At 45.1% G+C, this 25101-nt stretch carries 21 protein-coding genes; 6 read left to right on the top strand and 15 right to left on the bottom strand.

Annotation, left to right across the window (positions count from 1 at the left end):
• Window positions 1-51: 51 nt before the first annotated feature.
• The 14 genes from tolB to aspS form a co-directional block, all read right to left on the bottom strand.
• Window positions 52-1404 carry a Tol-Pal system beta propeller repeat protein TolB gene (tolB, locus tag A142_RS12815; RefSeq protein WP_019821045.1) on the bottom strand — a complete coding sequence of 451 codons (1353 nt, stop codon included), beginning with the start codon at window positions 1402-1404 and terminating at the stop codon, window positions 52-54.
• A gap of 12 nt (window positions 1405-1416) precedes the next feature.
• The gene (gene tolA, locus A142_RS12810) at window positions 1417-2484 is read right to left on the bottom strand and encodes a cell envelope integrity protein TolA (protein ID WP_019821043.1); all 1068 of its coding nucleotides are present in this window, start codon (window positions 2482-2484) and stop codon (window positions 1417-1419) included.
• A 13-nt stretch (window positions 2485-2497) separates the two neighbouring features.
• Complete coding sequence (gene tolR / locus A142_RS12805; RefSeq protein WP_017062072.1) at window positions 2498-2941, bottom strand: protein TolR; 444 nt, start codon at window positions 2939-2941, stop codon at window positions 2498-2500.
• A 3-nt stretch (window positions 2942-2944) separates the two neighbouring features.
• Window positions 2945-3628, bottom strand: coding sequence for a protein TolQ (tolQ, locus tag A142_RS12800; RefSeq protein ID WP_017062073.1), 684 nt, complete (start codon window positions 3626-3628; stop codon window positions 2945-2947).
• On the bottom strand, window positions 3618-4055 hold the full coding sequence (ybgC, locus tag A142_RS12795) for a tol-pal system-associated acyl-CoA thioesterase (protein WP_019821040.1): 438 nt from the start codon (window positions 4053-4055) through the stop codon (window positions 3618-3620). Before ybgC ends, tolQ begins: the two co-directional genes overlap by 11 nt.
• Before the next feature lie 172 nt (window positions 4056-4227).
• Window positions 4228-4530, bottom strand: coding sequence for a cyd operon protein YbgE (gene ybgE / locus A142_RS12790; protein WP_017067532.1), 303 nt, complete (start codon window positions 4528-4530; stop codon window positions 4228-4230).
• A complete protein-coding gene (cydX, locus tag A142_RS12785; protein ID WP_000270284.1) occupies window positions 4523-4630 on the bottom strand; it encodes a cytochrome bd-I oxidase subunit CydX in 108 nt (35 codons plus the stop codon). Before cydX ends, ybgE begins: the two co-directional genes overlap by 8 nt.
• Window positions 4631-4661: 31 nt before the next feature.
• On the bottom strand, window positions 4662-5798 hold the full coding sequence (cydB, locus tag A142_RS12780) for a cytochrome d ubiquinol oxidase subunit II (protein ID WP_019821033.1): 1137 nt from the start codon (window positions 5796-5798) through the stop codon (window positions 4662-4664).
• A gap of 13 nt (window positions 5799-5811) precedes the next feature.
• The gene (gene cydA, locus A142_RS12775) at window positions 5812-7398 is read right to left on the bottom strand and encodes a cytochrome ubiquinol oxidase subunit I (protein ID WP_029405340.1); all 1587 of its coding nucleotides are present in this window, start codon (window positions 7396-7398) and stop codon (window positions 5812-5814) included.
• A 552-nt stretch (window positions 7399-7950) separates the two neighbouring features.
• Entirely contained in the window at window positions 7951-8967 is a 1017-nt protein-coding gene (gene ruvB, locus A142_RS12770; protein WP_017062078.1) for a Holliday junction branch migration DNA helicase RuvB, read from the bottom strand.
• A 103-nt stretch (window positions 8968-9070) separates the two neighbouring features.
• Entirely contained in the window at window positions 9071-9682 is a 612-nt protein-coding gene (gene ruvA / locus A142_RS12765; RefSeq protein WP_017062079.1) for a Holliday junction branch migration protein RuvA, read from the bottom strand.
• A gap of 92 nt (window positions 9683-9774) precedes the next feature.
• Entirely contained in the window at window positions 9775-11235 is a 1461-nt protein-coding gene (locus A142_RS12760; protein WP_019821028.1) for a methyl-accepting chemotaxis protein, read from the bottom strand.
• Between the two features lie 215 nt (window positions 11236-11450).
• Window positions 11451-11972 carry a crossover junction endodeoxyribonuclease RuvC gene (gene ruvC, locus A142_RS12755; RefSeq protein ID WP_008219936.1) on the bottom strand — a complete coding sequence of 174 codons (522 nt, stop codon included), beginning with the start codon at window positions 11970-11972 and terminating at the stop codon, window positions 11451-11453.
• Window positions 11973-12142: 170 nt separating this feature from the next.
• Window positions 12143-13921 carry an aspartate--tRNA ligase gene (aspS, locus tag A142_RS12750; RefSeq protein WP_019821025.1) on the bottom strand — a complete coding sequence of 593 codons (1779 nt, stop codon included), beginning with the start codon at window positions 13919-13921 and terminating at the stop codon, window positions 12143-12145.
• A gap of 280 nt (window positions 13922-14201) precedes the next feature.
• Between aspS and A142_RS12745 the strand changes: the two genes are divergently transcribed.
• From A142_RS12745 to A142_RS12720, 6 genes are all read left to right on the top strand, one after another.
• The gene (locus A142_RS12745; protein ID WP_019821023.1) at window positions 14202-15107 is read left to right on the top strand and encodes a DUF72 domain-containing protein; all 906 of its coding nucleotides are present in this window, start codon (window positions 14202-14204) and stop codon (window positions 15105-15107) included.
• 139 nt (window positions 15108-15246) lie between these two features.
• Window positions 15247-15975: a carboxy-S-adenosyl-L-methionine synthase CmoA gene (cmoA, locus tag A142_RS12740; RefSeq protein ID WP_019821021.1), complete on the top strand. Its 729-nt coding sequence runs from the start codon at window positions 15247-15249 to the stop codon at window positions 15973-15975.
• A 107-nt stretch (window positions 15976-16082) separates the two neighbouring features.
• Entirely contained in the window at window positions 16083-17054 is a 972-nt protein-coding gene (gene cmoB / locus A142_RS12735; RefSeq protein WP_009846365.1) for a tRNA 5-methoxyuridine(34)/uridine 5-oxyacetic acid(34) synthase CmoB, read from the top strand.
• 313 nt (window positions 17055-17367) lie between these two features.
• The gene (locus A142_RS12730; RefSeq protein WP_029405339.1) at window positions 17368-18108 is read left to right on the top strand and encodes an ATP-dependent zinc protease family protein; all 741 of its coding nucleotides are present in this window, start codon (window positions 17368-17370) and stop codon (window positions 18106-18108) included.
• Window positions 18109-18125: 17 nt separating this feature from the next.
• Entirely contained in the window at window positions 18126-19631 is a 1506-nt protein-coding gene (locus tag A142_RS12725) for an inactive transglutaminase family protein (protein WP_019821019.1), read from the top strand.
• Window positions 19632-19634: 3 nt separating this feature from the next.
• Entirely contained in the window at window positions 19635-20615 is a 981-nt protein-coding gene (locus tag A142_RS12720; protein ID WP_019821017.1) for an alpha-L-glutamate ligase-like protein, read from the top strand.
• A 110-nt stretch (window positions 20616-20725) separates the two neighbouring features.
• Here the strand turns inward: A142_RS12720 and fdhF are convergent, their stop codons facing one another.
• Window positions 20726-24955: a formate dehydrogenase subunit alpha gene (fdhF, locus tag A142_RS12715; RefSeq protein ID WP_019821015.1), complete on the bottom strand. Its 4230-nt coding sequence runs from the start codon at window positions 24953-24955 to the stop codon at window positions 20726-20728.
• Between the last annotated feature and the right edge of the window lie 146 nt (window positions 24956-25101).

The raw sequence follows: 25101 nt of genomic DNA, 5'->3' as shown, positions 1-25101 counted from the left end.
AACGCCACAATAGTTAACACTATCAATAGCTAATAGAATGTATCACTTAAACTAGAGGAACGGTGACCATGCAGGCGCTCTTACACGTCCGTTGGTTGCCGGTAATCTAGCTTTGAAACGGCCATCGATAGAAACCATCGATAGTACGTTTGTCTTGTTGTAAATAGAGCTATAGATAACCATACCTCCATTCGGTGCAATACTTGGAGATTCGTCTAACAATGTTTTTGTTAGTACCTGAACCGCACCTGTTTCCAAATCCTGCTTAGCCAAGTTAAAACCTGAGTTGCTACGATTGACCATGATTAGGAATCGTCCATCAGGTGTGATCTGGCCACCTAAGTTTTGGCTACCTTGCCAAGTAATACGAGAAGTCGAATTATTTGACAAATTTACATTATAAATCTGTGGTTTACCACCACGATCCGATGTGAAAATTAGAGACTTGCCATCTGGGTGCCAGAATGGCTCAGTATTATTCGAACGGCCGCGGGTAATTTGAGTCAGCTTACGGCTAGCAAGGTCAAGTGTGTACACCTGAAGGCTGCCCGTTTTCGACAATACCAATGCCAATGTTTTACCATCTGGCGAGAATCTTGGCGCACCATTGTGACGAGGGTATGACGTCACTTTCTCACGTTCACCCGTGTAAATATTCATGATGAATATTTCAGCTTGACCATTCTGGAAGCTCACATAAGCTAGCTTTTTACCGTCTAGTGACCATGCGGGAGACATGAGAGGCTGCTTAGAACGAAGTACTAAACGCTCATTGAAACCATCGTAATCAGCAACACGAAGTTGGTATGGGTATTTGTCTTTGTCGTTCACTACCACGTAAGAAATACGAGTTAAAAACGCGCCTTTCTCACCAGTCAGTTCTTCATACACTAAATCAGAAATACGGTGCGCGTACTCTCTCAAGCGTTTGCCCGGAACCGTCGCTTTCTTGTTGAACAAAACGTGATCTTTAGAAAGTACTAATTGGCCTTCGTCGCTTAACGCACGGCTTTGTCCTTTGGTCAGTTGACCACGAACAATGTCAATCAACTGGTAGTTGACTACATATTGCCCTTCAGCATTTTTAGTGATGCTACCTGTAAGCAGTGAGTCAACACCTAGGTTGGTCCAAGCATCAAAGTTCACCTCAGTTTCACTGTAAGGCGTTTGAGGCATTTTGCTTGTCGCAACTGGGCTGAATTTACCACTACGTTGTAAGTCAGAAGCGATAACTGCTGATACATCGTGTGGTAGCGGCTCTGCGCCTTCCCAACGGAAAGGGACAATAGCGATAGGTCTTGCGGAGTTAATACCGTCTGTAATAACCAGCTCCAGTGCCGCGTGTGCAAACTGGCTGCTTGTCGCTATTACAAAAACAAAACTCAGTAATAGTTTTTTTAACACAAGTTCGTCCTTTTACTCTGGTGATACAAGTAAGTTAATGTCTTTCAGTGATTTCACAATGTCTGGGTCTTTCGGCAACGGGTAAGATTGCACTTGTGCCACAGCACGCTTGGTTGCTGCGCATAAACGGCTATCGCCATCTAAGATACTTAAGCTACCCAATATCGCGTTAGAGCCCGTTGGAATCAGCTTAAGGTTCACTCGACATGAGCGTCCTCTATAGCTGTCTTCTAACAACAGGTTCTGCTGAATCAGTTGGGTATAAATAGCGCCGTAACGCTGTGCTTCATCAGTAATAAATTGCTGTCTTGCTGAAGAGTTTTGAGTCGCTTCCGTTTCAAGGCCAGCAAAGATATCGTTCAATGCTGCTTCTTGTTGTTTACGCTCTTTTTCTGCTTTTGCTGCAGCTTCTTTAGCCTTACGGGCTTTCTCCGCTGCTGCTGCCGCTTCTTTCTCTTTCGCTATACGCTGCTTTTCAGCACGTTCAGCGGCTTCTTTTTCTTTACGAGCTTTGTCTGCTGCCTCTTTCGCGGCTTTTTCTTTTGCCACGCGTTCTTGTTCAGCTTTTGCGATTGCCGCTTCTTTGGCTTTACGCTCGTTCTCGGCTTTCACTAACGCCGCTTCTTTCAACTTGCGGTCAGCTTCGGCTTTAGCGGCTTTCTTTTGCTCTTGCTGTAAACGCGCTTCTTCAGCTTTGCGCTGTTTCTCTTTCTCAACTCGGCGCTTTTCAGCTTCACGAGTCGCTTTAGCCTCTTTCGCTTGCTGTTCTTTTAGCTTGCGAATATTTTCTTCTTCAGCTTTACGATTCTTTTCAAGTCGTTCGCTTTCACGTCTCAGTTTGTCTAGACGCTCTTGCTCTTTCTTGCTTGCCGCTTCTCTTTGTTGACGAATCTGTTGAGCTTGCTGACGAACCAACTGAGGATCAATCACCACTGCTTGAACCATCTGCCCTGTAGGTTTTGGCTCTGACATCGTGAAATCCGCTCCCCAAATGAGCGCAACGAATAAAATGACGTGCAGCCCAAGAGAAATAAGAAGCGGTGATCTGAAATTATTGGATTTTTTATTATTCGCTTTCATGAATGCTACGGAGCTATTCCCTTATATCCGTTAAAAGGCCAACCTTTGGCACACCTGCACGGCTTAATTCATCAAGTAATAAAACCACTTCAGCGTATGGCGTTGCGGCATCACCACCAACCGCCACTGGAGAGTTTGGCTTCAGAGACAACTCGGCTTTCACACGGACGATAATATCTTCCATAGATAAGCCACGCTGTACTTCTTCGTCATTAACGCTCAAACCAAGTTCACCGTCTTTGTTCACTTCAACGATGATGAAACTTGCGTTGTCGTCACCCAGTAGGTCTTGTGCCGATTTAGCCGTTGAAGCCTGAGGCAGTTCAACGTCAACGCCTTGAGTAACAAACGGCGAAGTCACCATAAAAATGATCAGCAAAACAAGCATAACGTCGATGTAAGGTACAACGTTAATCTCTGCTGTCATTTTGCGTTTTTTAGGTTGGTATCCAGCCATCTATTATTCCCTGCCAGCCATCGCTTGACGGTGAAGAATACTGTGGAACTCTTCAGAGAAAGTCGCGTAGTTGTGCTCTAACTTGCCTACTCGGCTGCTGAAGCGGTTGTACGCCATTACCGCTGGAATCGCAGCGAATAGACCCATTGCTGTTGCGATCAGTGCTTCTGCAATACCAGGAGCAACCATTGCGAGCGTCGCTTGCTTCACTTCACCTAATGCGATGAATGAGTGCATGATGCCCCAAACCGTACCAAATAGGCCGATGTATGGGCTGATAGAGCCAACAGTCGCCAAGAAAGGTAAGTTAGTTTCTAGTTCATCAACTTCACGAGCAACGGCAACGCGCATCGCACGGCCAGTGCCTTCCATAATGAAGTCAGGTGATGTTGCATTCGATTTACGAAGGCGAGCGAACTCAGTAAAGCCTGCGTAGAAAATTTCTTCAGTACCAGAAAGCTCGTCTTTGCGTTTGTTGCTCTCTTGGTACAGTTTTGCAAGATCAACGCCTGACCAAAATTTGTCTTCAAACACTTCTGTTTGTTTAGAAGCTTGAGATAACACTTTACTTCTTTTTATGATCATCGCCCAAGAAACAACAGACATGCCCATAAGAGTCAGCATGACCATCTTAACTAGTAAACTAGCTTCTAAAATTAGGCCTAAGATTGAGATTTCAGCAGTCACTATTCGTTAGCTCCGTGAGAATAAATGTTGGCATTGCTTTGGGTTTCATTTTTTGATTATCGATACATGCTACCTTAACCATTGCTTTACACAATGCCTTGCCATCAGGATTTACGATCTCTTGACAGAAGACCAAGGTAGCTCGCTTCAACTCGTAAATATTTGTAATGACTTGTAAAGAATCATCAAGACGCGCGCCTTGAATAAAATCAATGTCCATATGTCGGACTACAAAACCGATGTTTTGTTCTAACAATACTTGCTGAGAAACGCCAATTGAGCGCAGCATCTCAGTTCGAGCGCGTTCGAAAAACTTAAGATAGTTTGAATGGTATACAACGCCACCCGCATCGATGTCTTCGTAATACACTGTCACTGGCCACGTATATGGCTTAGATAATCCCTGCAATTTGATACCACAATCCAAAACGATAAAGATCTCACTATAACCTAACTCCTTATCATTAATAGTATATCGCTGTGAATTTTTTGATTTGAGAGACGAAAAAAAAGGCCATCTGTATAAGATGACCTCTTTTTGGCTAAAAACCCAACAAGTATAAAGGCTCACGTTGTTATGAACCTAAATCCTTTGCCTTTTATAGAAGGCGCAGCGTCGTTAGGTAGAGCAAAATTGTGAGTGAAACATATGGGCTAAACAGTAGCTGCCACATCCAAGCTCTTGGCTTAAATCCGATACCGTAAACCATGCTTGAGCATACTGCCCAAATGAACATTGGCCCGATGATCGCGTTAAAGCCACCGATGCTTGTCGCATACGCTTCAGGATCCCACATCACTAAACCCACATGCATGAAACCCAATACTAGGGATAAGGCTCTAAGCAGAGTCTTATCCATTGGTTGATGCAGCTTAGCGATTTGCTCTGCGAGATTACTCACTGTCCTTGTCCATCATTTCTGAATGCTCTAGCCATAGAGCATTGATGATGCCGAATGCACATGCTAGAAGTACACCCAAAATCCATGCGAAATACCACATAAAATTTCTCCTAAGTTATTTAACTTCTAGCTTAGTAAGCTGAAACGTCGTTATCTTCGATGTGTTTCTTATCTAGACGACCGAACATTTTGTAGTATGTCCAAGTTGTGTAGCCAAGAATCACAGGAACCATTACCGCCGCAACGACAGTCATAAGACCAAGCGTTAGCTCACTCGCTGTTGAATCCCACATAGTCAAGCTTTGGTTAGGGTTCAGGCTTGATGGCATTACGAATGGGAACATTGCAAAACCAGCCGTTAAAATAACACCAGCGTTCGATAGGCTTGAGAACAAGAATGCGAAACCACCACGCTCAAAGCGAGATGCAATCACAGCAAGCAGTGGCATCGCTACACCAAGGATCGGCGCAGCCCACATTGCTGGATATGTTTCGAAGTTTGTCATCCAAGCACCCACTTGAAGTGATACTTCTTTGTTTAATGGGTTTGAGTCAGCAAACGTATCGATAGTGCTCGTAATTACATAGCCTTCGATAGATTGAACCCAGAAACCACCAATAACGAATAGAGCAATAGCAATTAGGCCAGTGATCTGAGCAACGTTACGAGCACGAGCGTGCAGCTCTTCTGTTGTCTTCATTTGAAGCCATGTTGCACCTTGCATCACGAACAACATCAGAGCCAACACACCACAAAGCAATGCAAATGGGTTAAGCAGAGCGAAGAACGTACCATGGTACTTAGACATCATAAATTCGTTCAGTTCAAATGGAACACCTTGTAGTAGGTTACCAAATGCCACACCGAAAATGATTGGTGGTACTGCGCCACTAAAGCAAAGTGCATAGTCCCAAGTTTTGCGCCATTTTGGATCTTCGATCTTAGAGCGGTAGTCAAGAGCAAGTGGACGTAGCCAAAGTGCTGCTAGCGTCACGTACATTGCAAAGTAGAAACCAGAGAAAGACGTCGCGTAAACCAGTGGCCATGCAGCAAACAATGCACCACCCGCAGTGATAAGCCAAACTTGGTTACCATCCCAGTGAGGGGCAATCGTGTTTAGCATAATACGACGTTCAGTGTCGCTCTTACCGATAACAGGTGACAGAGCGGCAACACCCATATCAAAGCCATCAGTTACGGCGAAACCAACCAGTAGAACACCGATCAATACCCACCAAATAAGTCGTAAGCTTTCGTAATCAAACATAATATTCCCTCACTTATACTTCAACTGAACGGCTAACTTTGTCTTCAACAGAGTTATCGTTTTGTTCGAAGTGGTAACGGCCTGTCTTCAAGCTACTTGGACCTTTACGTGCGAATTTCAGCATTAGGTAAACTTCAGCAATCAAGAACACTGTGTACAGTGCCAGGATAGCGAATAGAGAAGTCCAAAGCTGTTCGATAGTTAGTGCAGATGCAGCAACGTTAACCGGTAGGATTTCACCAACCGCCCATGGTTGACGACCAAACTCAGCAACGAACCAACCTGCTTCAATCGCAATCCAAGGCAGTGGGATTGAGAATAGCGCAGCTTTAAGTACCCATGGTTTCTGTTCGATCTTCTGACGACACGTTTGAACAAACGCAGCACCGAATACGAACAACATGATGAAGCCACAAGCAACCATCAGACGGAATGACCAGAATAGAGGCCAAACTGTTGGGATAGAATCATCCGCAGCCATTTGGATTTGGTCTTCTGTTGCATCAACAACTTCGTCTGTGTAGCGCTTAAGAAGTAGACCGTAACCTAGGTCACCTTTCACTTCGTCGAAAGCAGCCATGTTTTCTTCAGATTTGTCGCCTGCACGTAGCTTTTCAAGCAATTCGTACGCGTACATACCCGTGCGGATACGATCAACGTGGTCATCACGTAGGTCACGCAGGCCCGTTACTTCTTTATCGAAAGAACGTGTTGCGATGATACCCATTACGTAAGGAATTTTAATTGCGTAGTCAGTATTCATTGTCTCTTGGTTTGGAATACCAAAAACAGTAAATGCTGCTGGTGCTTCTTCAGTGTGCCACTCTGCTTCTACAGCAGCGAGCTTCACTTTTTGAACTTCACCAAGCTCGTAACCAGATTCATCACCTAGTACGATTACTGACAAGATCGCCGCCATACCGAAAGATGCTGCAATCGCGAAAGAGCGACGAGCAAAGGCAAGGTCACGACCTTTAAGAATGTAGTATGAGCTGATACCAAGGATGAACATTGCACCCGTTGTGTAACCAGACGCTACTGTGTGTACGAATTTAACTTGTGCTACTGGGTTTAGTACAACTTCAGCGAAGCTCACCATTTCCATACGCATGGTTTCAAAGTTAAATTCCGCACCCACTGGGTTTTGCATCCAGCCGTTTGCTACCAAGATCCAAAGCGCAGAGAAGTTAGAGCCAAGTGCTACTAACCAAGTTACCGCTAAGTGTTGACGCTTTGACAGTCTGTCCCAACCGAAGAAGAATAGGCCAACAAAAGTAGACTCTAGGAAGAATGCAACAAGCGCTTCGATAGCTAGCGGAGCACCAAAGATGTCGCCAACATAGTGAGAATAGTAAGACCAGTTAGTACCAAACTGGAACTCCATGGTTAAGCCTGTCGCTACACCAAGAGCAAAGTTAATACCAAACAATTTACCCCAGAACTTGGTCATGTCCTTGTAAATTTGCTTGCCAGTCATTACATAAACTGACTCCATAATGGCAAGTAGAAATGCCATACCTAAAGTCAGTGGAACAAATAGGAAGTGATACATCGCTGTAAATGCAAACTGCAATCGCGACAGATCAACAACATCAATCATGGTAACTCCTTTGTGTCGGCTGAATGACACTTGTGTGATTATTCACCTCAAAAATCCATGTTAAAACAATTTATGTAATTGTTATTACAAATTGAAATTTGTAGCAAAAACGTACCGTTATAGTTAGATTATTGTTAAGCATGAGCTAATATAGCTGGCGCTAATATTACTGGTAAAATCAGTATGTTTCAAAAGGTTTATGGGAGAACCCTGCGTTGATTTGTATCAAATTTATTCGAGCAAATTAGAGTTATTTTTGTACAATTATGATTAAAATCACACCAATTATGCTTGTCTTAATAACAGCGCATGATATCTGTGACAAATGCTCATCACCGCCTCAACATCCGAATTACAACTACCTATAAAGTATTAACAAAAAATATGACAACTTATTTCATTTTCTGTTATCTAAATCAAACCTGAAATCAAAGTTTCCATTTTTGAAGCGCCCTTTTCGACCTTTTTATCGACTCGCTCAAAGAGTTGTTATTCAGTAAAAAGCAAAAAATCCCAGCGCTTATGCAACTGGGATCTTTAAAAATGAATAATTTAACGATTGGAGGGTTTATCTATTCCAAAGTGTAAATACGCTCTGTCGGTCGCGATTCGACCTCTTGGCGTTCTTTGTAGGTAACCTTGCTGAATCAAGTAAGGCTCTAACACATCTTCAATGGTGTCTCTTTCTTCACCGATCGCTGCAGCCATATTGTCGATACCCACTGGACCACCACCAAACTTTTCCATGATCGCAAGCAGAAGCTTTCTATCCATGTAGTCAAAACCTTTAGCATCGACATCCAACATGTTAAGCGCTTTATCGGCAACCTCTGGGCAGATATGACCATCTCCTTTCACTTCCGCATAGTCGCGTACACGGCGCAGTAAACGGTTGGCAATACGTGGTGTACCGCGAGCACGACGAGCAACTTCTAACGCCCCTTCTGATTCCATAGAAAGACCAAGGCAATCAGCGCTTCGTTGCACGATGTTTTGCAAGTCTTCAACTTTGTAATACTCAAGACGCTGAGTGATACCAAAACGGTCACGTAACGGAGACGTAAGCGAGCCAGCACGAGTCGTTGCGCCTATCAACGTGAAAGGTGGAAGATCGATCTTGATAGAGCGTGCCGCAGGGCCTTCGCCAATCATGATATCTAATTGGTAATCTTCCATTGCTGGATACAACACCTCTTCAACCACAGGGCTAAGGCGGTGGATCTCATCAATGAATAGGACATCATTTTCTTCAAGGTTAGTCAGCAGCGCCGCTAGGTCGCCGGCTTTTTCCAGTACAGGGCCTGAAGTGGTGCGAATGTTTACATCCATTTCATTAGCAACAATGTTCGCCAACGTGGTTTTCCCTAAACCGGGAGGACCAAATATCAACAAATGATCGAGGGCCTCATTACGCAATTGCGCCGCTTTGATGAAAATTTCCATTTGGCCACGAACATGATCCTGACCTTGATAGTCAGCAAGTGCTTTAGGGCGTATTGCACGATCAATGACATCTTCATCTTTGAATACTGGGTTGTCCGGTGCAATAAGGCGATCGGCTTCAATCATAAATTCTGCTATTCCTAACTATGCGCTTGTTGACTCTGCGCTTCTTGACTCTGTGTAAAGGCAAAGTGAATGAGCCTGTTTTATAGAACAAGTATATGAGGTATTAAACCATCGATTTCAGTGCTTCGCGAATTAACTGCTCGCTGGTCATGCCATCTTTAGCCACTTGAGAAACCACCTTAGAAGCTTGAGTCGGCTTGTAACCTAATGCAAGTAGCGCACTTACCGCTTCTTCTTCAGCGTCGTGAACGGTTGGCATAGAATCAATTGGTGCTGCATCCGTCGCTGGAGTAAATAGGTCACCCGCGCCCCAACCTTTCAGGCGGTCTTTCATTTCAACAACAAGACGCTCAGCCGTTTTCTTACCAACACCCGGTAATTTCACTAACGTAGAAATGTCTTCACGTTCAACACTCTGAACAAACTGGCTCGCCGTCATACCAGAAAGGATACCAAGGCCAAGCTTAGGGCCAACACCATTCGCCTTAATGACTTCACGGAAAAGCGCACGTTCTTTAACTGTATTGAAGCCGTAAAGCAGTTGTGCATCTTCACGAACAACAAAGTGAGTGTAGATAATTGCCTCTTCGCCAACGTTTGGTAATTCATAAAAACAGCTCATTGGCATTTGAACTTCATAGCCAACACCACTCACTTCAATTAATAACTCTGGTGGCTGTTTTTCTATTAATGTACCGCGTAGACGTCCGATCACAATTCACTCTCTTGATGGAATATAATTTGGGGGACAGAATATAAAAGAACTGGATGCTTATCCAGTTCTTTGTGTTTATTCGGGTGATTTATTTACGCTTGTTTGGCTTGTGAAACCACGTTATTTAAGCTTTCGACCAGCTCTTTGACAGAGGTAACATGTCCTGTGAGTTCAGAACCATAATTGGCCACTAAGCCTGAGACAGATTTAGTTTCCGCGACACTTTGCGCCACTTCTGAACTCGCAAGATCGAGCTCTTTCAAAGAATTCATCTGCATCGCCATGATGTTGGTGAGCTGATTAACGTCAGTCGAGATGGTTTGCACCTCCGAGATGATGCCGTTCATCTCATTCGCCGTGGTTTCAATAATCGCTCGGCCATGTTCCACTTCGTCTTTACTGCGGTCCAACAAGGTTCGAATTTCTATTGCGGAATGACTGCTTTTCGCCGATAACTCTCTCACTTGGTCGGCGACGACCGCAAATCCTCTTCCCTGTTCTCCTGCGCGAGCCGCTTCTATGGCCGCATTTAACGCTAACAAGTTGGTTTGTTCCGCTACTGAAGTAATCAAATCGGCGACTTTCATGATCTCTTGATTACTTTGAATGATCTGAGTGATTGCACTGGTTGAAGCTTCTAATGACTCAGAGCTCTTTTGAGCTTTCTCGCCGACCGCTTCGCTGCGCTCTTTGAGTTCTCCGACAAACGAGTTGGACTCTTCGATGCCTTGAGTCATTTGATGCAATTGTTGGCTCATCTGTTCTGCCGCACTCGCTTGGGATTCACAGTTGATGTTCAGTACTTCAACTTGAGAATGTAAGTCTCGCGACTGTTGGTCTAGATGCACAGACACACCCTGTAAGCTTTCAGAGTTGGAATTCGCTTGGTCGAGTACCACCGAGAGTCGCCCTTCACTTTGAGTCGCTTGGTTGGCAACCTGCTGACTTTCCAAAATAGCTTCTTCCGCCATCTCAATCGCGACCTCTTTTTGTTTGGCCGTAAACGCTTGAGCGATGCAAATCACCACCAAAGGCATGATCACACCAGACCAAGTTTCAACCACCACGGCTTCAGGAGTAAGTACTAACTGCGGAAATTCAAATCCGTTAAGGTGAGCCGACGTCATCACCAATGAAACGCCAATCACTAACCCACTCCATACAAGGGCGACAATTCGAGTTCCTGACAGGAAAAAAGCAACCACTAACAACGGCACCCAATAAGCCTGGGTAGACTCAACCACGCCACCGCTTTGGTAGATGATGTTCAACGCGTGTACTGCCATGCCGACAAAGCCAAAGTTCAATGCCAAGCTAGGCTTGCGGGTAACGCGTAATAAAAGCGCAGAGACTAATTCAAAGGCGATAAGAAATACGGAAGTGGCCACCAGCAGTTGCTCTTCATGCTTGGTCCACTTGATTAAGCTATAGACACCCACGAAGAAGGCGATAAAAGTGAAAAGTAATAAGATATCGGCTTGTCTGACTTCGTTGCTATTCCATCCATTACTTTTGGGTAGAAACAGCGCGCGCCACAACTTGATTGGGTTCATCAGTGATCATCCTTGATTAACTTGTAAGACCTCCGACCAATGTTAATGACATGTTAAATGATACGCAATGTTATTATCTGGGTTCTGTTCGAAAGATCTCATTTCATCAATGATTTAGCAGCGTATTGTTTTGATATGAGCCAAACGAGGCGTAAAGCTCATCGATGGAATAAACGGAGAAAGTAATACGTTAAGAACTGATAAGAGGATGGTGCTTAACGGTAGCGTCCTTTTCGCGCGCCTGTCGCCTTGCCTGCCAGTGCTATCAAGGTTTTATTAGTGTTTGCGTGAGTGATCGCTACGCCTAGAGCGTCAGCAGCATCGGCCTGTGGTTTGGCAGGTAACTTAAGCATGCTCATCACCATGTTTTGAACCATCGACTTATCAGCACCACCATTACCTGTCACCGCTTGCTTGATTAAACGAGCCGCATATTCATGAACGGGGAGATCAGCATTTACCGCAGCCACTATCGCACTGCCACGCGCTTGTCCCAGCTTAAGTGCCGAATCGGCATTCTTCGCCATGAAGACCTGCTCTATCGCAAACACATCCGGCTGAAACTGAGTGATGATTTCGCTCACACCGGCGTAGATTTGTTTAAGTCGACCCGGCAGTTCTTTTTCAGAGGTGCGAATACAACCGCTACCTAAGTAATATAGATGACGACCATTTTGACGAATCACGCCATAGCCGGTAATACGAGAGCCAGGGTCAATCCCTAAGATAATAGACATAATTTCAAATACTGATTATTTATACATGCTTTAAGAGCTTAGTATATCGAACGCAAAAAAAAATGCCCGTCAAATTAACGGGCACTTTCTAATTACTGACAGGTCTGGCTAATGAATTAAGAGCTCTCTATCAACTAGGATCTCTTCATCAACAAGAAAAGATAACAGGCTTACGCTTGCTCTTTTTTCTCTGCCAATTTAACTGCGATTGCTAGCTCTTCCAGTGATGCCGGGTTCGCTAGGCTTGGCGCGTCTGTTAGTAGACATGCTGCAGCTGTTGTTTTCGGGAATGCAATAACGTCACGGATGTTCTCAGTACCACAAAGCAGCATTGCTAGACGGTCAAGACCGAATGCTAGACCAGCGTGTGGTGGCGTACCGTACTTAAGCGCTTCAAGTAGGAAGCCGAACTTCTCTTGTTGCTCTTGTTCTTCGATACCTAGGATACCGAATACCGCTGTTTGCATTTCTGCGTTATGAATACGTACAGAACCGCCGCCTACTTCGTAGCCGTTGATTACCATGTCGTATGCATCAGAGTTTGCTGCTGCTGGGTTTGCTTTAAGCTCTTCCGCGTTCACACCTAGTGGTGATGTGAATGGGTGGTGCATTGCGTGTAGGTTACCTTCGCCGTCTTCTTCGAACATTGGGAAGTCAACAACCCACAGTGGAGCCCAAGCAGATGTGTCTGTTAGCTCTAGATCAGTACCTAGTTTAAGACGAAGTGCGCCCATTGCTTCAGCAACGATGCCCGCTTTGTCTGCGCCGAACAGAATGATATCGCCAGATTCAGCCTGAGTGCGATCTAGAATACCGTTAATTACGTCTTCGCTTAGGAACTTAGCAACTGGAGATTGAATACCTTCCATGCCTGCAGCACGGTCGTTAACCTTCATCCAAGCTAGGCCTTTCGCGCCGTAGATGTTTACATGTTCAGCGTAACCGTCGATTTGCTTACGAGTTAGCTTAGCACCACCTGGAACACGAATAACCGCTACGCGACCTTTTTCGTCGTTAGCTGGGCCAGAGAATACTTTGAACTCAACGTCTTTAACCAAGTCAGCAACGTCAACTAGCTCTAGTGGGTTACGTAGATCTGGCTTATCAGAACCGAAACGACGAATTGCTTCAGAGAAAGGCATTACTGGGAATTGACCTAGTTCAACATCTAGAAGTTCTTTCCACATATCGTGAACAAGCTTCTCAGTCACGTTACGTACTTCTTGAGAAGTCATGAACGATGTTTCGATATCGATTTGAGTAAATTCAGGCTGACGGTCAGCACGTAAATCTTCATCACGGAAACATTTAACGATTTGGTAGTAACGGTCGAAACCAGACATCATCAGCAGTTGCTTGAACAGCTGAGGAGATTGAGGAAGTGCGTAGAAGCTACCTTTGTGAACACGGCTTGGTACTAGGTAGTCACGAGCACCTTCTGGTGTCGCTTTCGTTAGTACTGGAGTCTCGATGTCTAAGAATAGGTTCTCATCAAGGAAACGACGAACGAAGCTAGAAGCACGTGCACGAAGCTTGATACGGTCACTCATTTCTGGACGACGAAGGTCGATATAACGGTACTTAAGACGCTGCTCTTCAGAGTTCGTTTGATTGAAGTCTAGTGGAAGTGCTTCTGAACGGTTGATGATCTCTAGACCCGTCGCGTAAAGTTCTACTTCACCAGTAGCCATGTCTTTATTTACTTGGCTGTCCGGACGAACACGTACTTCACCAGTAAACTTGATACAGAATTCATTACGCAGTTGGTTAGCGATCGGGAAGATATCTTTCATATCTGGATCGACAACAACCTGAACGATGCCTTCACGATCACGCATATCAATAAAGATAAGACCGCCTAAATCACGGCGACGGTTTACCCAGCCGCACAACTCTACAGTTTGTCCCGCCAGGGACTTGTTCAGGTTACCACAGTAATGGGTACGCATAATGAATTTCCCAATCTCTTAATAATTTACTAATTTCCAGGCTGTCAGTGGTCATTCCACACAACAGAGCAAAGGAACATTTATACGCGGAAACTCGCTTAAAATCGACCTTCCACATTCGGATTTATTGTGTTTTATCTGGCTTTGCTGCTTTTTAGCCCATCAAGTGCGCAAAGATTCATCAAAACCGAAAAAATTGCGATAATTATATCTCGAAAGTACCTTAATCAGCAAAACTCTCGTACAGTAGATTTTCATTTCGATTAAAAGCAGTAATGTGATGACCAATGGTGCAAAAACGATGGACACTTTACCTCTAAGACTTGGATTAACTATGTGGTCTCATTCTGAGTGGCAAAGTCAGTTCTACGGAAAAGGAACAAAGCCTGCTGAACGCTTAGAGAAGTACGCGCAAGTTTTTCATACCGTTGAGGGCAACACGACCTTTTACGCGACGCCAAGTATGTCGACAGTTCATAACTGGAAAGCCGCCAGTCATGATGATTTCAAGTTCACTTTCAAGCTACCTAAATTCATCACCCACCAGCAACAACTCAGGCACTGCCAAGCAGAACTCAAAGAGTTCTTAATGACTATGTCGCCACTGCATGGTCGCATTGGTCAATGGACGATTCAGCTACCACACAGTTTTGAACCCAGCATGCTGCCTGCCCTACAAAAGTTTTGTACCTTGTTTCCAAAAGATATGCAGCTTGGCGTCGAAGTTCGCCACTTGGGGTTCTTTGATAAAGGCGATGCGGAAAAGCGCTTCAATCAATGGCTGGTAGAGGAAGGCATCAATCGCATCATTATGGACAGCCGCCCCGTTTTTTCTGCGCCACCAACCACAGAAGCGGTGATCGATGCACACCAGAAAAAACCCCGTGTTCCTGTTCATGCCATTGCGACCGCCAATAACCCAATGATTCGATTTATTGGTCACCCAGACCAAGAACCTAATATTGAGTTTTTTAAGCCTTGGTTTGCCAAAATCCCAAACTGGCTTAATGAAGGCAAGCAGCCCTATTTAATGATCCACACACCAGACAATAATCACGCACCCGAACTTGCAATCGCAATTTATAAACAACTACAAAAGCAAGTGTCTGAAAGTACATCATTATTATTACCCGATCTGGCTCAGTTTCCGGCTCAGCAAGGCAATAATCAAATCTCGATGTTTTAACCCATCACCTATCAGCAACTTCGAACCTTGAGCTAAATCTCAGTTTTCGTGACAGTGGCGCTTTTTTTACGTAAAATACGTCCCCTTTTATTTGGTATGAATTTTGTGCCAATTACGCTGACTGTCGAGAGAAAATGCCATGAGCAACACAGACAATATCTTTTCCGCTCCTATTGATAAAATTGGAGACTTCACCTTTGATGCAAGGGTTGCTGAAGTATTTCCGGATATGATTCAACGCTCGGTGCCTGGCTATAGCAATATCATCTCTGCAATCGGCATGCTGGCTGAGCGCTTCGTAAAGCCACATTCAAACATTTACGACCTTGGCTGCTCGCTTGGTGCGGCAACACTTTCTATGCGTCGTCACATTCAGCAAGAAGGCTGCACGATTTTCGCTATCGATAACTCAGAAGCCATGGTTGAGCGCTGTAAATTGCACGTTAATGCTTACCGCAGTGACACACCAGTAGAGGTGATTGAAGCCGACATTCGTGAAGTGGAGATCAAAGACGCTTCGGTTGTGGTACTTAACTTCACGCTGCAATTCCTGTCGCCAGACGATCGATACGCTCTACTTGAAAAAATTCATGCAGGCCTGCGCCCTGGCGGGATCTTAATCCTGTCAGAAAAATACGTATTCGAAGACGAAAGCTCAAACGAACTGCTTATCGACCTGCACCACGATTTCAAGCGTGCTAACGGATACAGCGAACTAGAAGTCAGCCAGAAACGCAGCGCAATTGAAAACGTAATGCGCCCAGACTCGATCCCTGTTCACAGAGAACGATTTCATAAGATTGGCTTCTCAAGCAGCGAAGTTTGGTTCCAATGTTTCAACTTTGGTTCAATGTTCGCGATTAAATAGCCTACAAACCTGGTCAGCTCGTATTAGAACGTCATCCTCACTGTAGGAAATGACAAATTTAATTTTTATTTTAGGGTTTATTGCCCCTATTAACTCAGTGAAAAACTATGTTTAATTTTGCCAATTTTTATCAACTTATTGCCCAAGACACTCGCCTTCAGCCCTGGCTCAATGTTCTGCCACAGCAACTGACAGATTGGCAAAATGCAGAGCACGGTGACTTCGACCGTTGGTTACGTGCACTAAACAAGATTCCACAAGGTGTACCAGACCAAGTTGACCTGAAGAACTCAGTGACGATTGGCAGCTCAACACCATTTCACACAGGTGAGCTTAAAAAGCTAGAAAGCCTATTAAAGACGTTCCACCCATGGAGAAAAGGCCCTTATACGGTTCACGATATTCATATCGATACTGAGTGGCGTAGTGACTGGAAATGGGATCGTGTGCTTCCACATATCTCCCCATTGAAAAACCGTTCGGTTCTCGATGTAGGTTGTGGTAATGGTTACCACATGTGGCGCATGCTCGGTGAAGGTGCTCGCTTAACGGTTGGTATCGACCCTTCTCATCTATTCTTGGTTCAGTTTGAAGCAATTCGTAAGTTAATGGGCGATGACCAACGTGCTCACCTATTACCTCTAGGTATCGAGCAGCTGCCAAAGCTAGAAGCCTACGACACAGTATTCAGCATGGGTGTGCTTTACCACCGTCGTTCGCCACTTGACCACTTGATTCAGCTAAAAGACCAATTGGTGTCTGGCGGTGAACTGGTTCTTGAAACCTTAGTAATTGAAGGCGATGAAAATGCGGTACTGGTCCCTGTTGACCGTTACGCACAGATGAGAAACGTGTACTTCTTCCCTTCAGCTCGCGCACTGAAACGCTGGCTGGAACAAGTTGGCTTTGAAGACGTACGTATCGTTGATGAAAATGTCACGACAATTGGTGAACAACGCACCACAGAATGGATGACGCACAACTCTCTTCCAGATTATCTAGATCCGAACGATCCAAGTAAAACGGTTGAAGGCCACCCAGCGCCAAGACGTGCGATTTTGGTAGCAACAAAGCCATAGAATCTCTGCCCACAAAGCAGTGGCATATTGAGTAAATAAAACACAAGCCTATATAAGACAGCAAAACAATGGCTTGCCATGGTCAAAAAGTCACCGTTGATTTCGCGATGAACTTTTCTTCCTGAGCTCACAAATTGAACAAAAATTGACTTATGTTTAATAAGTGAGCTATTTCAAATAGCAATAATTGGCGTAGCGCTCACATTGCGATTCAATATGACCAGACTCTTACAATAGGATGCTTCACGCATCCTTTTTTGTGGGCTAAACTTCTAAATAGTCTGAACTATTCTCTAATTCTCAAAGGTTTTTTATGTTTAAGCGATTATCGCCGATTGTGGCGGTTGGTTTGCTCTCTGGTTGTACCCTGACTAACGGTGCCGCCTACCACCAAGAAACTCTCGATGCTATTGCCCGCTCAGAGACAAACATCGCAAATAAGGTTCAAAATCTTGAACTGCAACTAAGCAATCAAAGTGATTATATTGAAAGCTTAGAAGACGAAATTACTACCCTTTCTAGCCAATTAGATGTCCATCTAACGAGCATGGAACACAAGGTTATTGAACAGCTAGAGGAAGAAGAACCCGTAGCAGTTGCAGCGGCCCCTATCGCTCCTACATCACAACCGACTATCCTTGGCGGCATTGAAAAAGTGTCTATCGACTCTATTAAGCAAAGCTTTGATGCACGAGTGGATACAGGCGCAACCACCTCTTCTTTAAACGCTGTCGATATCAAAGAATTCGAACGTAACGGCAAGAACTGGGTTAAATTCCACCTAGACGATAAAGCCCAAGCGGAAGAAGACCAGAAATGGATTGAAGCGCCTGTTGTACGTTATGTAAAAATCCGTCAATCAACCAATGATCAGGCAGAACGTCGAGCTGTGATCGAATTATGGGTGAAAGTTGGAAAAATCCATGAAAAAGCGCAATTTACATTGGCGGATCGCTCTCAAATGAGTCACCCTGTACTACTAGGGCGCGAATTTATCAAAGACATAGCGCTAGTAGATGTAAGTAAAAAGTACGTACAAACGGAAGTTAAATAACAATAGTAGGGTAAGCTATGACGTCAAGAATTCCATTTTATATCTCTATATTCCTGCTTATCGTGGCAGGTATAACACTGAGTATGTTCAGACATACGACCTACGGTGTACCTTGGACTCCAGGGGAAACCAGACAGGTTTGGGACGTTGAAGCTCGCATTGAGTTCAATGCGGTCGGTAAGGAAGCAAAAGTTTCACTAGCGGCTCCTCACACTCAGTCTAATTACACTCTTATTGGTGAGTCTGCTTCATCACCAGGTTACGGCATCTCTTACTTAAATACCGAGTCAGGCCGCCGTGCAGAGTGGTCTATTCGCCATGCTGATGGCCCGCAAACTATCTACTATAAGACTCAATTCCTAGTCGATAACCAAGCAAAAGTTGATGCTATACCACCAGAAGGTGAAATCAATCAACCAAGCTTTGATGGTCCTGAAGAAGCGGCAGCGTTGGCATTGATTGACAGAGCGACAAAGCGTTCTGCAGACAACCTCACTTTTACCCGTGAGCTCATCAAAACACTTAACGATCCAGACAGCCAAAACTCAGCGCTTATTCTGAATAACATGACCAAAGTGGAAGCGACACACAAGCTACTTTCAGCAGCGAAAATACACAACAAAGTCGTTGGTGTTATCGAACTAGAAGACGGCCGTCGCCGTCAGTCGATTCAAAACATGATTCAGATCTGGGATAACGACCAGTGGATTCTGTTCTCTCCTGAATCAAGCGAACAACAAGTTCAACCAAACCTACTCATCTGGGACGAATCAAACGTTTCTCTACTGGATGTTGTTGGCGGTCAGAACAGTAAAGTTCACTTCTCTATGATTGCTCAAGAGGTTTCACCAACGGAAGCAACCAACAGTAAGGTATCTGCAGACCAGCTATTGAACCTATCGATTCACAGCCTACCGCTAGAAGAACAAGCGATGTTTAAAACCATCATGCTGATTCCTATCGGTGCTCTGATTGTTGTGTTCCTCCGTGTCATCATCGGTCTGAAAACATCTGGTACCTTCATGCCAGTACTGATTGCCGTAGCCTTTGTGCAAACACAATTGGTAACGGGTATTGTCGGCTTCCTACTTATCGTAGGTACGGGTCTGATTATTCGAAGTTACTTGTCCAAACTCAACTTGCTACTGGTCGCCAGGATATCCGCCGTAATCATCACGGTAATCATGATTATTTCTGTATTCACTGTGGTCGCGTTTAAAGTGGGTCTGACTGAAGGTCTATCCATTACGTTCTTCCCAATGATTATCCTATCTTGGACTATCGAACGTATGTCTATCCTATGGGAAGAAGAAGGCGCGAAAGAAGTAATGCTGCAAGGTGGTGGTTCTCTATTTACTGCGGTTCTTGTTTACTTAGGCATGACTAACCCGTTCATTCAGCACTTAACGTTTAACTTTATTGGTTTACAACTTGTTATTCTAGCGACCATCTTGCTACTAGGTAACTACACAGGATACCGTCTAACCGAGCTTCGTCGCTTTAAACCGCTAGCGGAGGACTAAGTTATGTTTGATCAGTTTACTTCACCGTTTAGGTTGAAATACAAAGGCATAATGGGAATGAACAAGCGTAACCATAGTTATATTGGTCGCTACAATGATCGTTCCAAGTATCCACTCGTTGATGACAAGCTTAAGACTAAAATCATTGCTGAACAGGCTGGCGCTACTGTGCCAAAACTGATTGGCGTTATTGGTCATCAAGCTGAAGTAAAAACAATCCACAAGATGGTAAAAGAGTGGCCGGGTTTCGTAATCAAGCCAGCTCAAGGCAGCGGCGGTAAAGGAATCCTTGTTGTGACTTCTCACAAGGACGGCGTTTACACTAAGCCATCGGGTTCTACTATCAATGAAGAAGACGTAGAGCGTCACATAAGTAACGCTCTTGCCGGTCTTTTCTCACTTGGTGGTAAGAACGATGTTGCGGTAGTTGAAAACCTCATCAAGTTTGATGAGTGTTTTGATGGCTTCAGTTACGAAGGTGTGCCAGATGTACGAATCATCGTATTCAAGGGCTACCCTGTGATGGCGATGATGCGTTTATCTACTTCGGCTTCCGACGGTAAGGCTAACTTACACCAAGGCGCTGTAGGTGTAGGTATTTGTATTGCGACGGGTAAAGCCGTTCGTGCGGTTCAATTTGACCACCCAGTAACTCACCACCCAGATACGGGTAAAGAGTTGGCGCTACTTCAGGTACCACACTGGGAAAAACTGCTAACACTAGCTTCAAGCGCTTGGGAAATGACAGGTCTTGGTTACATGGGTACTGACATGGTTCTAGACCAAGAAGAAGGCCCAATGGTACTTGAGCTTAACGCACGTCCAGGTTTGGCTATCCAAATCGCGAACGGAGCAGGTTTATTGCCTCGATTGCACCATATTGAGAACCTTGGTACACCGGCTGAATACCCGAAACCAGCAGAGCGCGTTGCATACGCTGCCAAGCAATTCGGTGTTCACGGTAACGAGATTGTTCCAAACTAAGCGATTTGCTGACTAGGTCACTTGATACCTAATAGAGCTTATAAAAAAGGCCGCATAACTCTGAGAGTTACGCGGCTTTTTAGTATCTGCGGTTAAATTAGCGGATTAGGTTAAGTCTCTGTAGATTCAATTACAGGCTCTCGAATTGGATCAATCCGCACCGCCGCCACCTTAAACTCAGGGATCTTAGCGTGTGGATCGGTCGCTGTGGTCGTCAAACGGTTAACCGGCGATTCAACAAAATGGAATGGAATGAACACCACACCCTTTTGCATTCGCTTAGTCACAAACGCCGCGATTTCTATTTCACCACGACGTGTCGACACCTTGAGCATCTGACCATTCGAGATTCCTAACGCTTCAGCATCGTGAACACTGACCATTGCACGTGGCCCCGCTAAGTTATCCAGGCCTTTGGTTTTACGCGTCATAGTGCCTGTATGGAATTGCTCTAAGATACGCCCTGTCGTTAGAACTAACGGATACTCTTCATCCGGTAGTTCAGCAGCGTATCTAAACGGAATCGCCTCCATTTGACCACGCCCACGGGTAAATTGGGTCTGGTGCATGATACGAGTGCCATCAGGGTTATTCTTATTACTCGGCCATTGCACGCCATTGACCGTAATGTTCTCCCAACGTAAACCACCATACTGTGGTGTTACACGTGCTATCTCATTGGTGACATCGGCAACGGTGTTATAGTCCCAACCACCGCCCATTGCGTTGGCTAGCATTTGGATAATCACCCAATCTTCTTTCGCTTCACCTGGAGGCAATACTGCCGGGTTAATGCGCTGAACACGACGCTCGGTATTGGTAAAGTGACCAGACTTTTCAGCAAACGAGTAAGACGGAAGAACCACATCGGCATATTGAGCAGTTTCGGTTAAGAAAATATCTTGAACTACTAAGAAATCTAACGCTTCAAGACCTTCAATCACATGCGCTTGGTTCGGGTCACTCAGCACTGGATTCTCGCCCATTACGTACAGACCACGAACATCTCGATGACACGCGCCATCAATAATCTCGGTCAGCGTTAACCCCGTTTCAGCGGGTAGATCAGTAACGCCCCACTCCATCGCAAACTTTTGACGAACCATTGGGTTATACACTTTCTGATAACCGGGAAGATTATTTGGCAACGCGCCCATATCGCATGCACCCTGCACATTCGATTGGCCACGCAGCGGGTTGATACCACCACCTTCAATACCGATGTTGCCACACAAGAGTTGCAGGTTAGCGATTGAACGTACGTTGTCATGCCCAGTAGTGTGTTGCGTAATACCCATCGAGTAATACACCGCTGTTCGTTCTGCAGTACCAATCAATCGTGCCATTGCGAAGATGTCTTCCGCTTTAACGCCAGTCACCAATTCCACTTTTTCTAGCGAATAGCTTGGTGACATCACCTCTTGAAGCAAGGTATCAAAGCCGTCCACACGATCTTCGATATACTCTTGGTCATACCAACCATGTTTGATGATCTGCTGCATCACACCATTGATCAGCATTACATCGGTACCCGGTCGGTGCGCTAAGTAAAGCTCAGCATGGTCAGCAATATCTATTCGTTTTGGATCGGCAACGATCAATCGCGCTCCACCATGTCTCACCGCCTGCTTAATGTGCGAACCAATAATTGGGTGCGCTGACGTGGTATCCGAACCAATAATAAAGATCACATCAGAATGCTTGATACTTGGAATATCATTGGTCATCGCTCCACTGCCTAACGATGCTTCAAGTCCAGTCACCGTCGAGGCATGACAAAGGCGAGCACAATGGTCGACGTTATTGGTGCCTAGTTCGCGACGTATGAATTTTGGGAAGGCATAGTTATCTTCGTTGGTGGTTTTAGCCGATGAAAAACCCGCTAGAGCATTGCTACCAAAACCTTGTTTAATAGCCGTGAACTTATCGGCAATCAGCGTAATGGCTTCTTCCCAACTCGCTGGTTGTAACCAGCCATCTTTACGAATTAACGGCGTTGTAAGGCGGGCATCACTGCCGACGAAGTCGAAACCGAAACGTCCCTTAACACACAGCATGCCCTCGTTGACCGGAGAATCACCGCCCTCGATATAACGGATTTTGTTCTTCGCTTCGTCTACATGCATGGTCAGTTTACAGCCCACACCACAGTAGGTGCAGATGGTATCGACTTTCTTGAGTACGTCTGTATCTCCCTGCTTTCTATCACGTGCATCAACCATTGCACCAGTTGGACACGCCTGAATACACGATCCGCATTGAACGCAGTTTGAGTCGCCCATTAAGGTCTTGTCTGCGCCACAGTTAGGACGACATTCCGGTCTTGATGCAGGTTTGCCATCCGATTGATTCATGAAGCTTAGAACGCCATGAACATTCTGTTCTCGACAGGCTTGGATACACTGGCCACAACTGATACAGCGGTTGGCATCAAAGATAATGAATTCAGAGCTATCATCAACCGCGAATTTTTGTCTAATTAAACCGATCTTCGCTTCTTCTACACGAATTGCCTGCCAACTCTCATTCGAAGTCACATCGATTTTGTATTCTGGGTGTGTTTGCGTTGCCTTGTATTCAGTCGAGTAGTCTCGCAGGTCGCAATCGGTATTGGCTTGGCAGCCACACTCTAGACATCTTGCAGCTTCAGCGATTGCATCTGCATTATCAAAGCCTGTTTCTACTTCCTCAAAACTTTGCTCGCGCTGCTCAGGAGTTAGCTCTGGCATGATCTTACGCGCTATGCGCTGAATAGATTTGTACTGCTCAGGATCGATCCCTTTGAGCTGCTTGTGCTTTCTAGAGTTAAACGGTTTAGCCGGAATGTTATCCATGTCGCCGTGGAAAAAACGATCGATAGCCTGCGCTGCAATGCGTCCATCGCCGACGGCTTCGACAGCTGTTGCTGGACCACGTCGGAAATCACCAATACTGAAAATATTTCCGGTTCCGGTATACATGGTTTGCGGATCAGCATCTGCGGTATTCCAACGAGTTAGAGGGATATCAATCTCTTCGTTATCCATGAAGCTTAGGTCGGGCTTTTGTGACACCGCAGCGATAACCGTATCGAACGCTTCAACAAAGAACTCACCCGTTGGTTTAGGGCTACGACGACCAGAAGCGTCAGCAGGACCAAGCGCCATACGTTCTAATCGAATCTCAGATACATGACCATTGTCATCAGCTATATTTTCGGCCGGGTTAGTCAAGAAGTGGAACTTCACACCCTCATGCTCAGCTTCTTCAATTTCGTAATCTTCTGCAGGCATTTCATCTCGAGTACGACGATAAATCAACGTGGTATCCGCACCATCACGCACTGCGGTTCGAGCGCAATCAATCGCGGTGTTACCACCACCGATCACTGCAACTTTTTTACCTGTGACATACTGCTGATCAGTCACGTAATCTTTAAGGTAATCGACGCCTAGATAACAGCCGCCAAGCTCGCTACCGGGATAATTCATCTCGACAGCTTGTGATGCACCAACGGCTAAACAAACCGCATCAAAATCGTTGCTTAAATCCGATAAAGTAAAATCAACACCGAGCTTCTTGTCGCACTCTACCGACATCCCGTTACGACACATCAACTCGATTTCTTTATCTAGAATCGACTTAGGCAAGCGATATTCCGGGATACCGTAACGCAACCAACCACCCGCTTGCGGCATCGACTCATAGACACTGACATCATAGCCTTCGTTAGATAAGTAATAACCCGCCGTAAGCCCACCAGGGCCACTACCGACAATTGCAATACTCTTGCCTTTATTCGGTTTCTTAGCCGGCATGTAGCTCTCTTGAGCCGCTAAATCCGCATCGGCAGCGTGTCGTTTGAGTTGGCGAATCGCGATGGATTCATCGACTAAGTTTCTTCGACACTCTGTTTCACAAAAGGCAGGACAAACACGGCCAATCGATAGCGGCATCGGCAGTGTTTTCTTAATCACTTCGATGGCTTTGGTATGATCATTTTGAGCAATATGATACAGGTAAGATTGAATATCGACTCCTGCAGGGCACGCAGTTTGGCATGGTGCCTCACAATCTGCATAGTGGTCTGTCATGATGCGGTTCAACGCTTCTTGTCGATGGTTGGTCAACTGCTTTGACTGAGTCGTAATATTCAACCCATTGGACACTTCAAGCTCGCACGAGCGCTTCATACCCACGCCATCAATCTCGACGACACATAAATCGCATGGAATCTTATCAGTTGTTTTGTTCAAACCACATAGAGATGGGATCTCTAAACCACATGTTTTTGCCGCCTCAAGTACGGTTTGTCCTTGTTCGACGATTCGAAATTTCCCATCAATAACGATTTGAATCATATTGAGTCCTACCTTCCAGTTTGCGTAATAGTCACGCTCAAAAATACTAATAAGTCGTTCAGCAGTGTGCAGACACTACTGTCATATCATTACCATACATTAATTGTGGTTTTATGCGTGTGACTTCAAACAAGTTCTATTGAGAT

Source organism: Vibrio splendidus 12E03 (assembly GCF_000272105.2).
Classification (GTDB): domain Bacteria; phylum Pseudomonadota; class Gammaproteobacteria; order Enterobacterales; family Vibrionaceae; genus Vibrio; species Vibrio splendidus_I.
The sequence above is the reverse complement of the archived record's forward strand: the minus strand, read 5'-3'. Positions and strand labels throughout refer to the sequence as shown.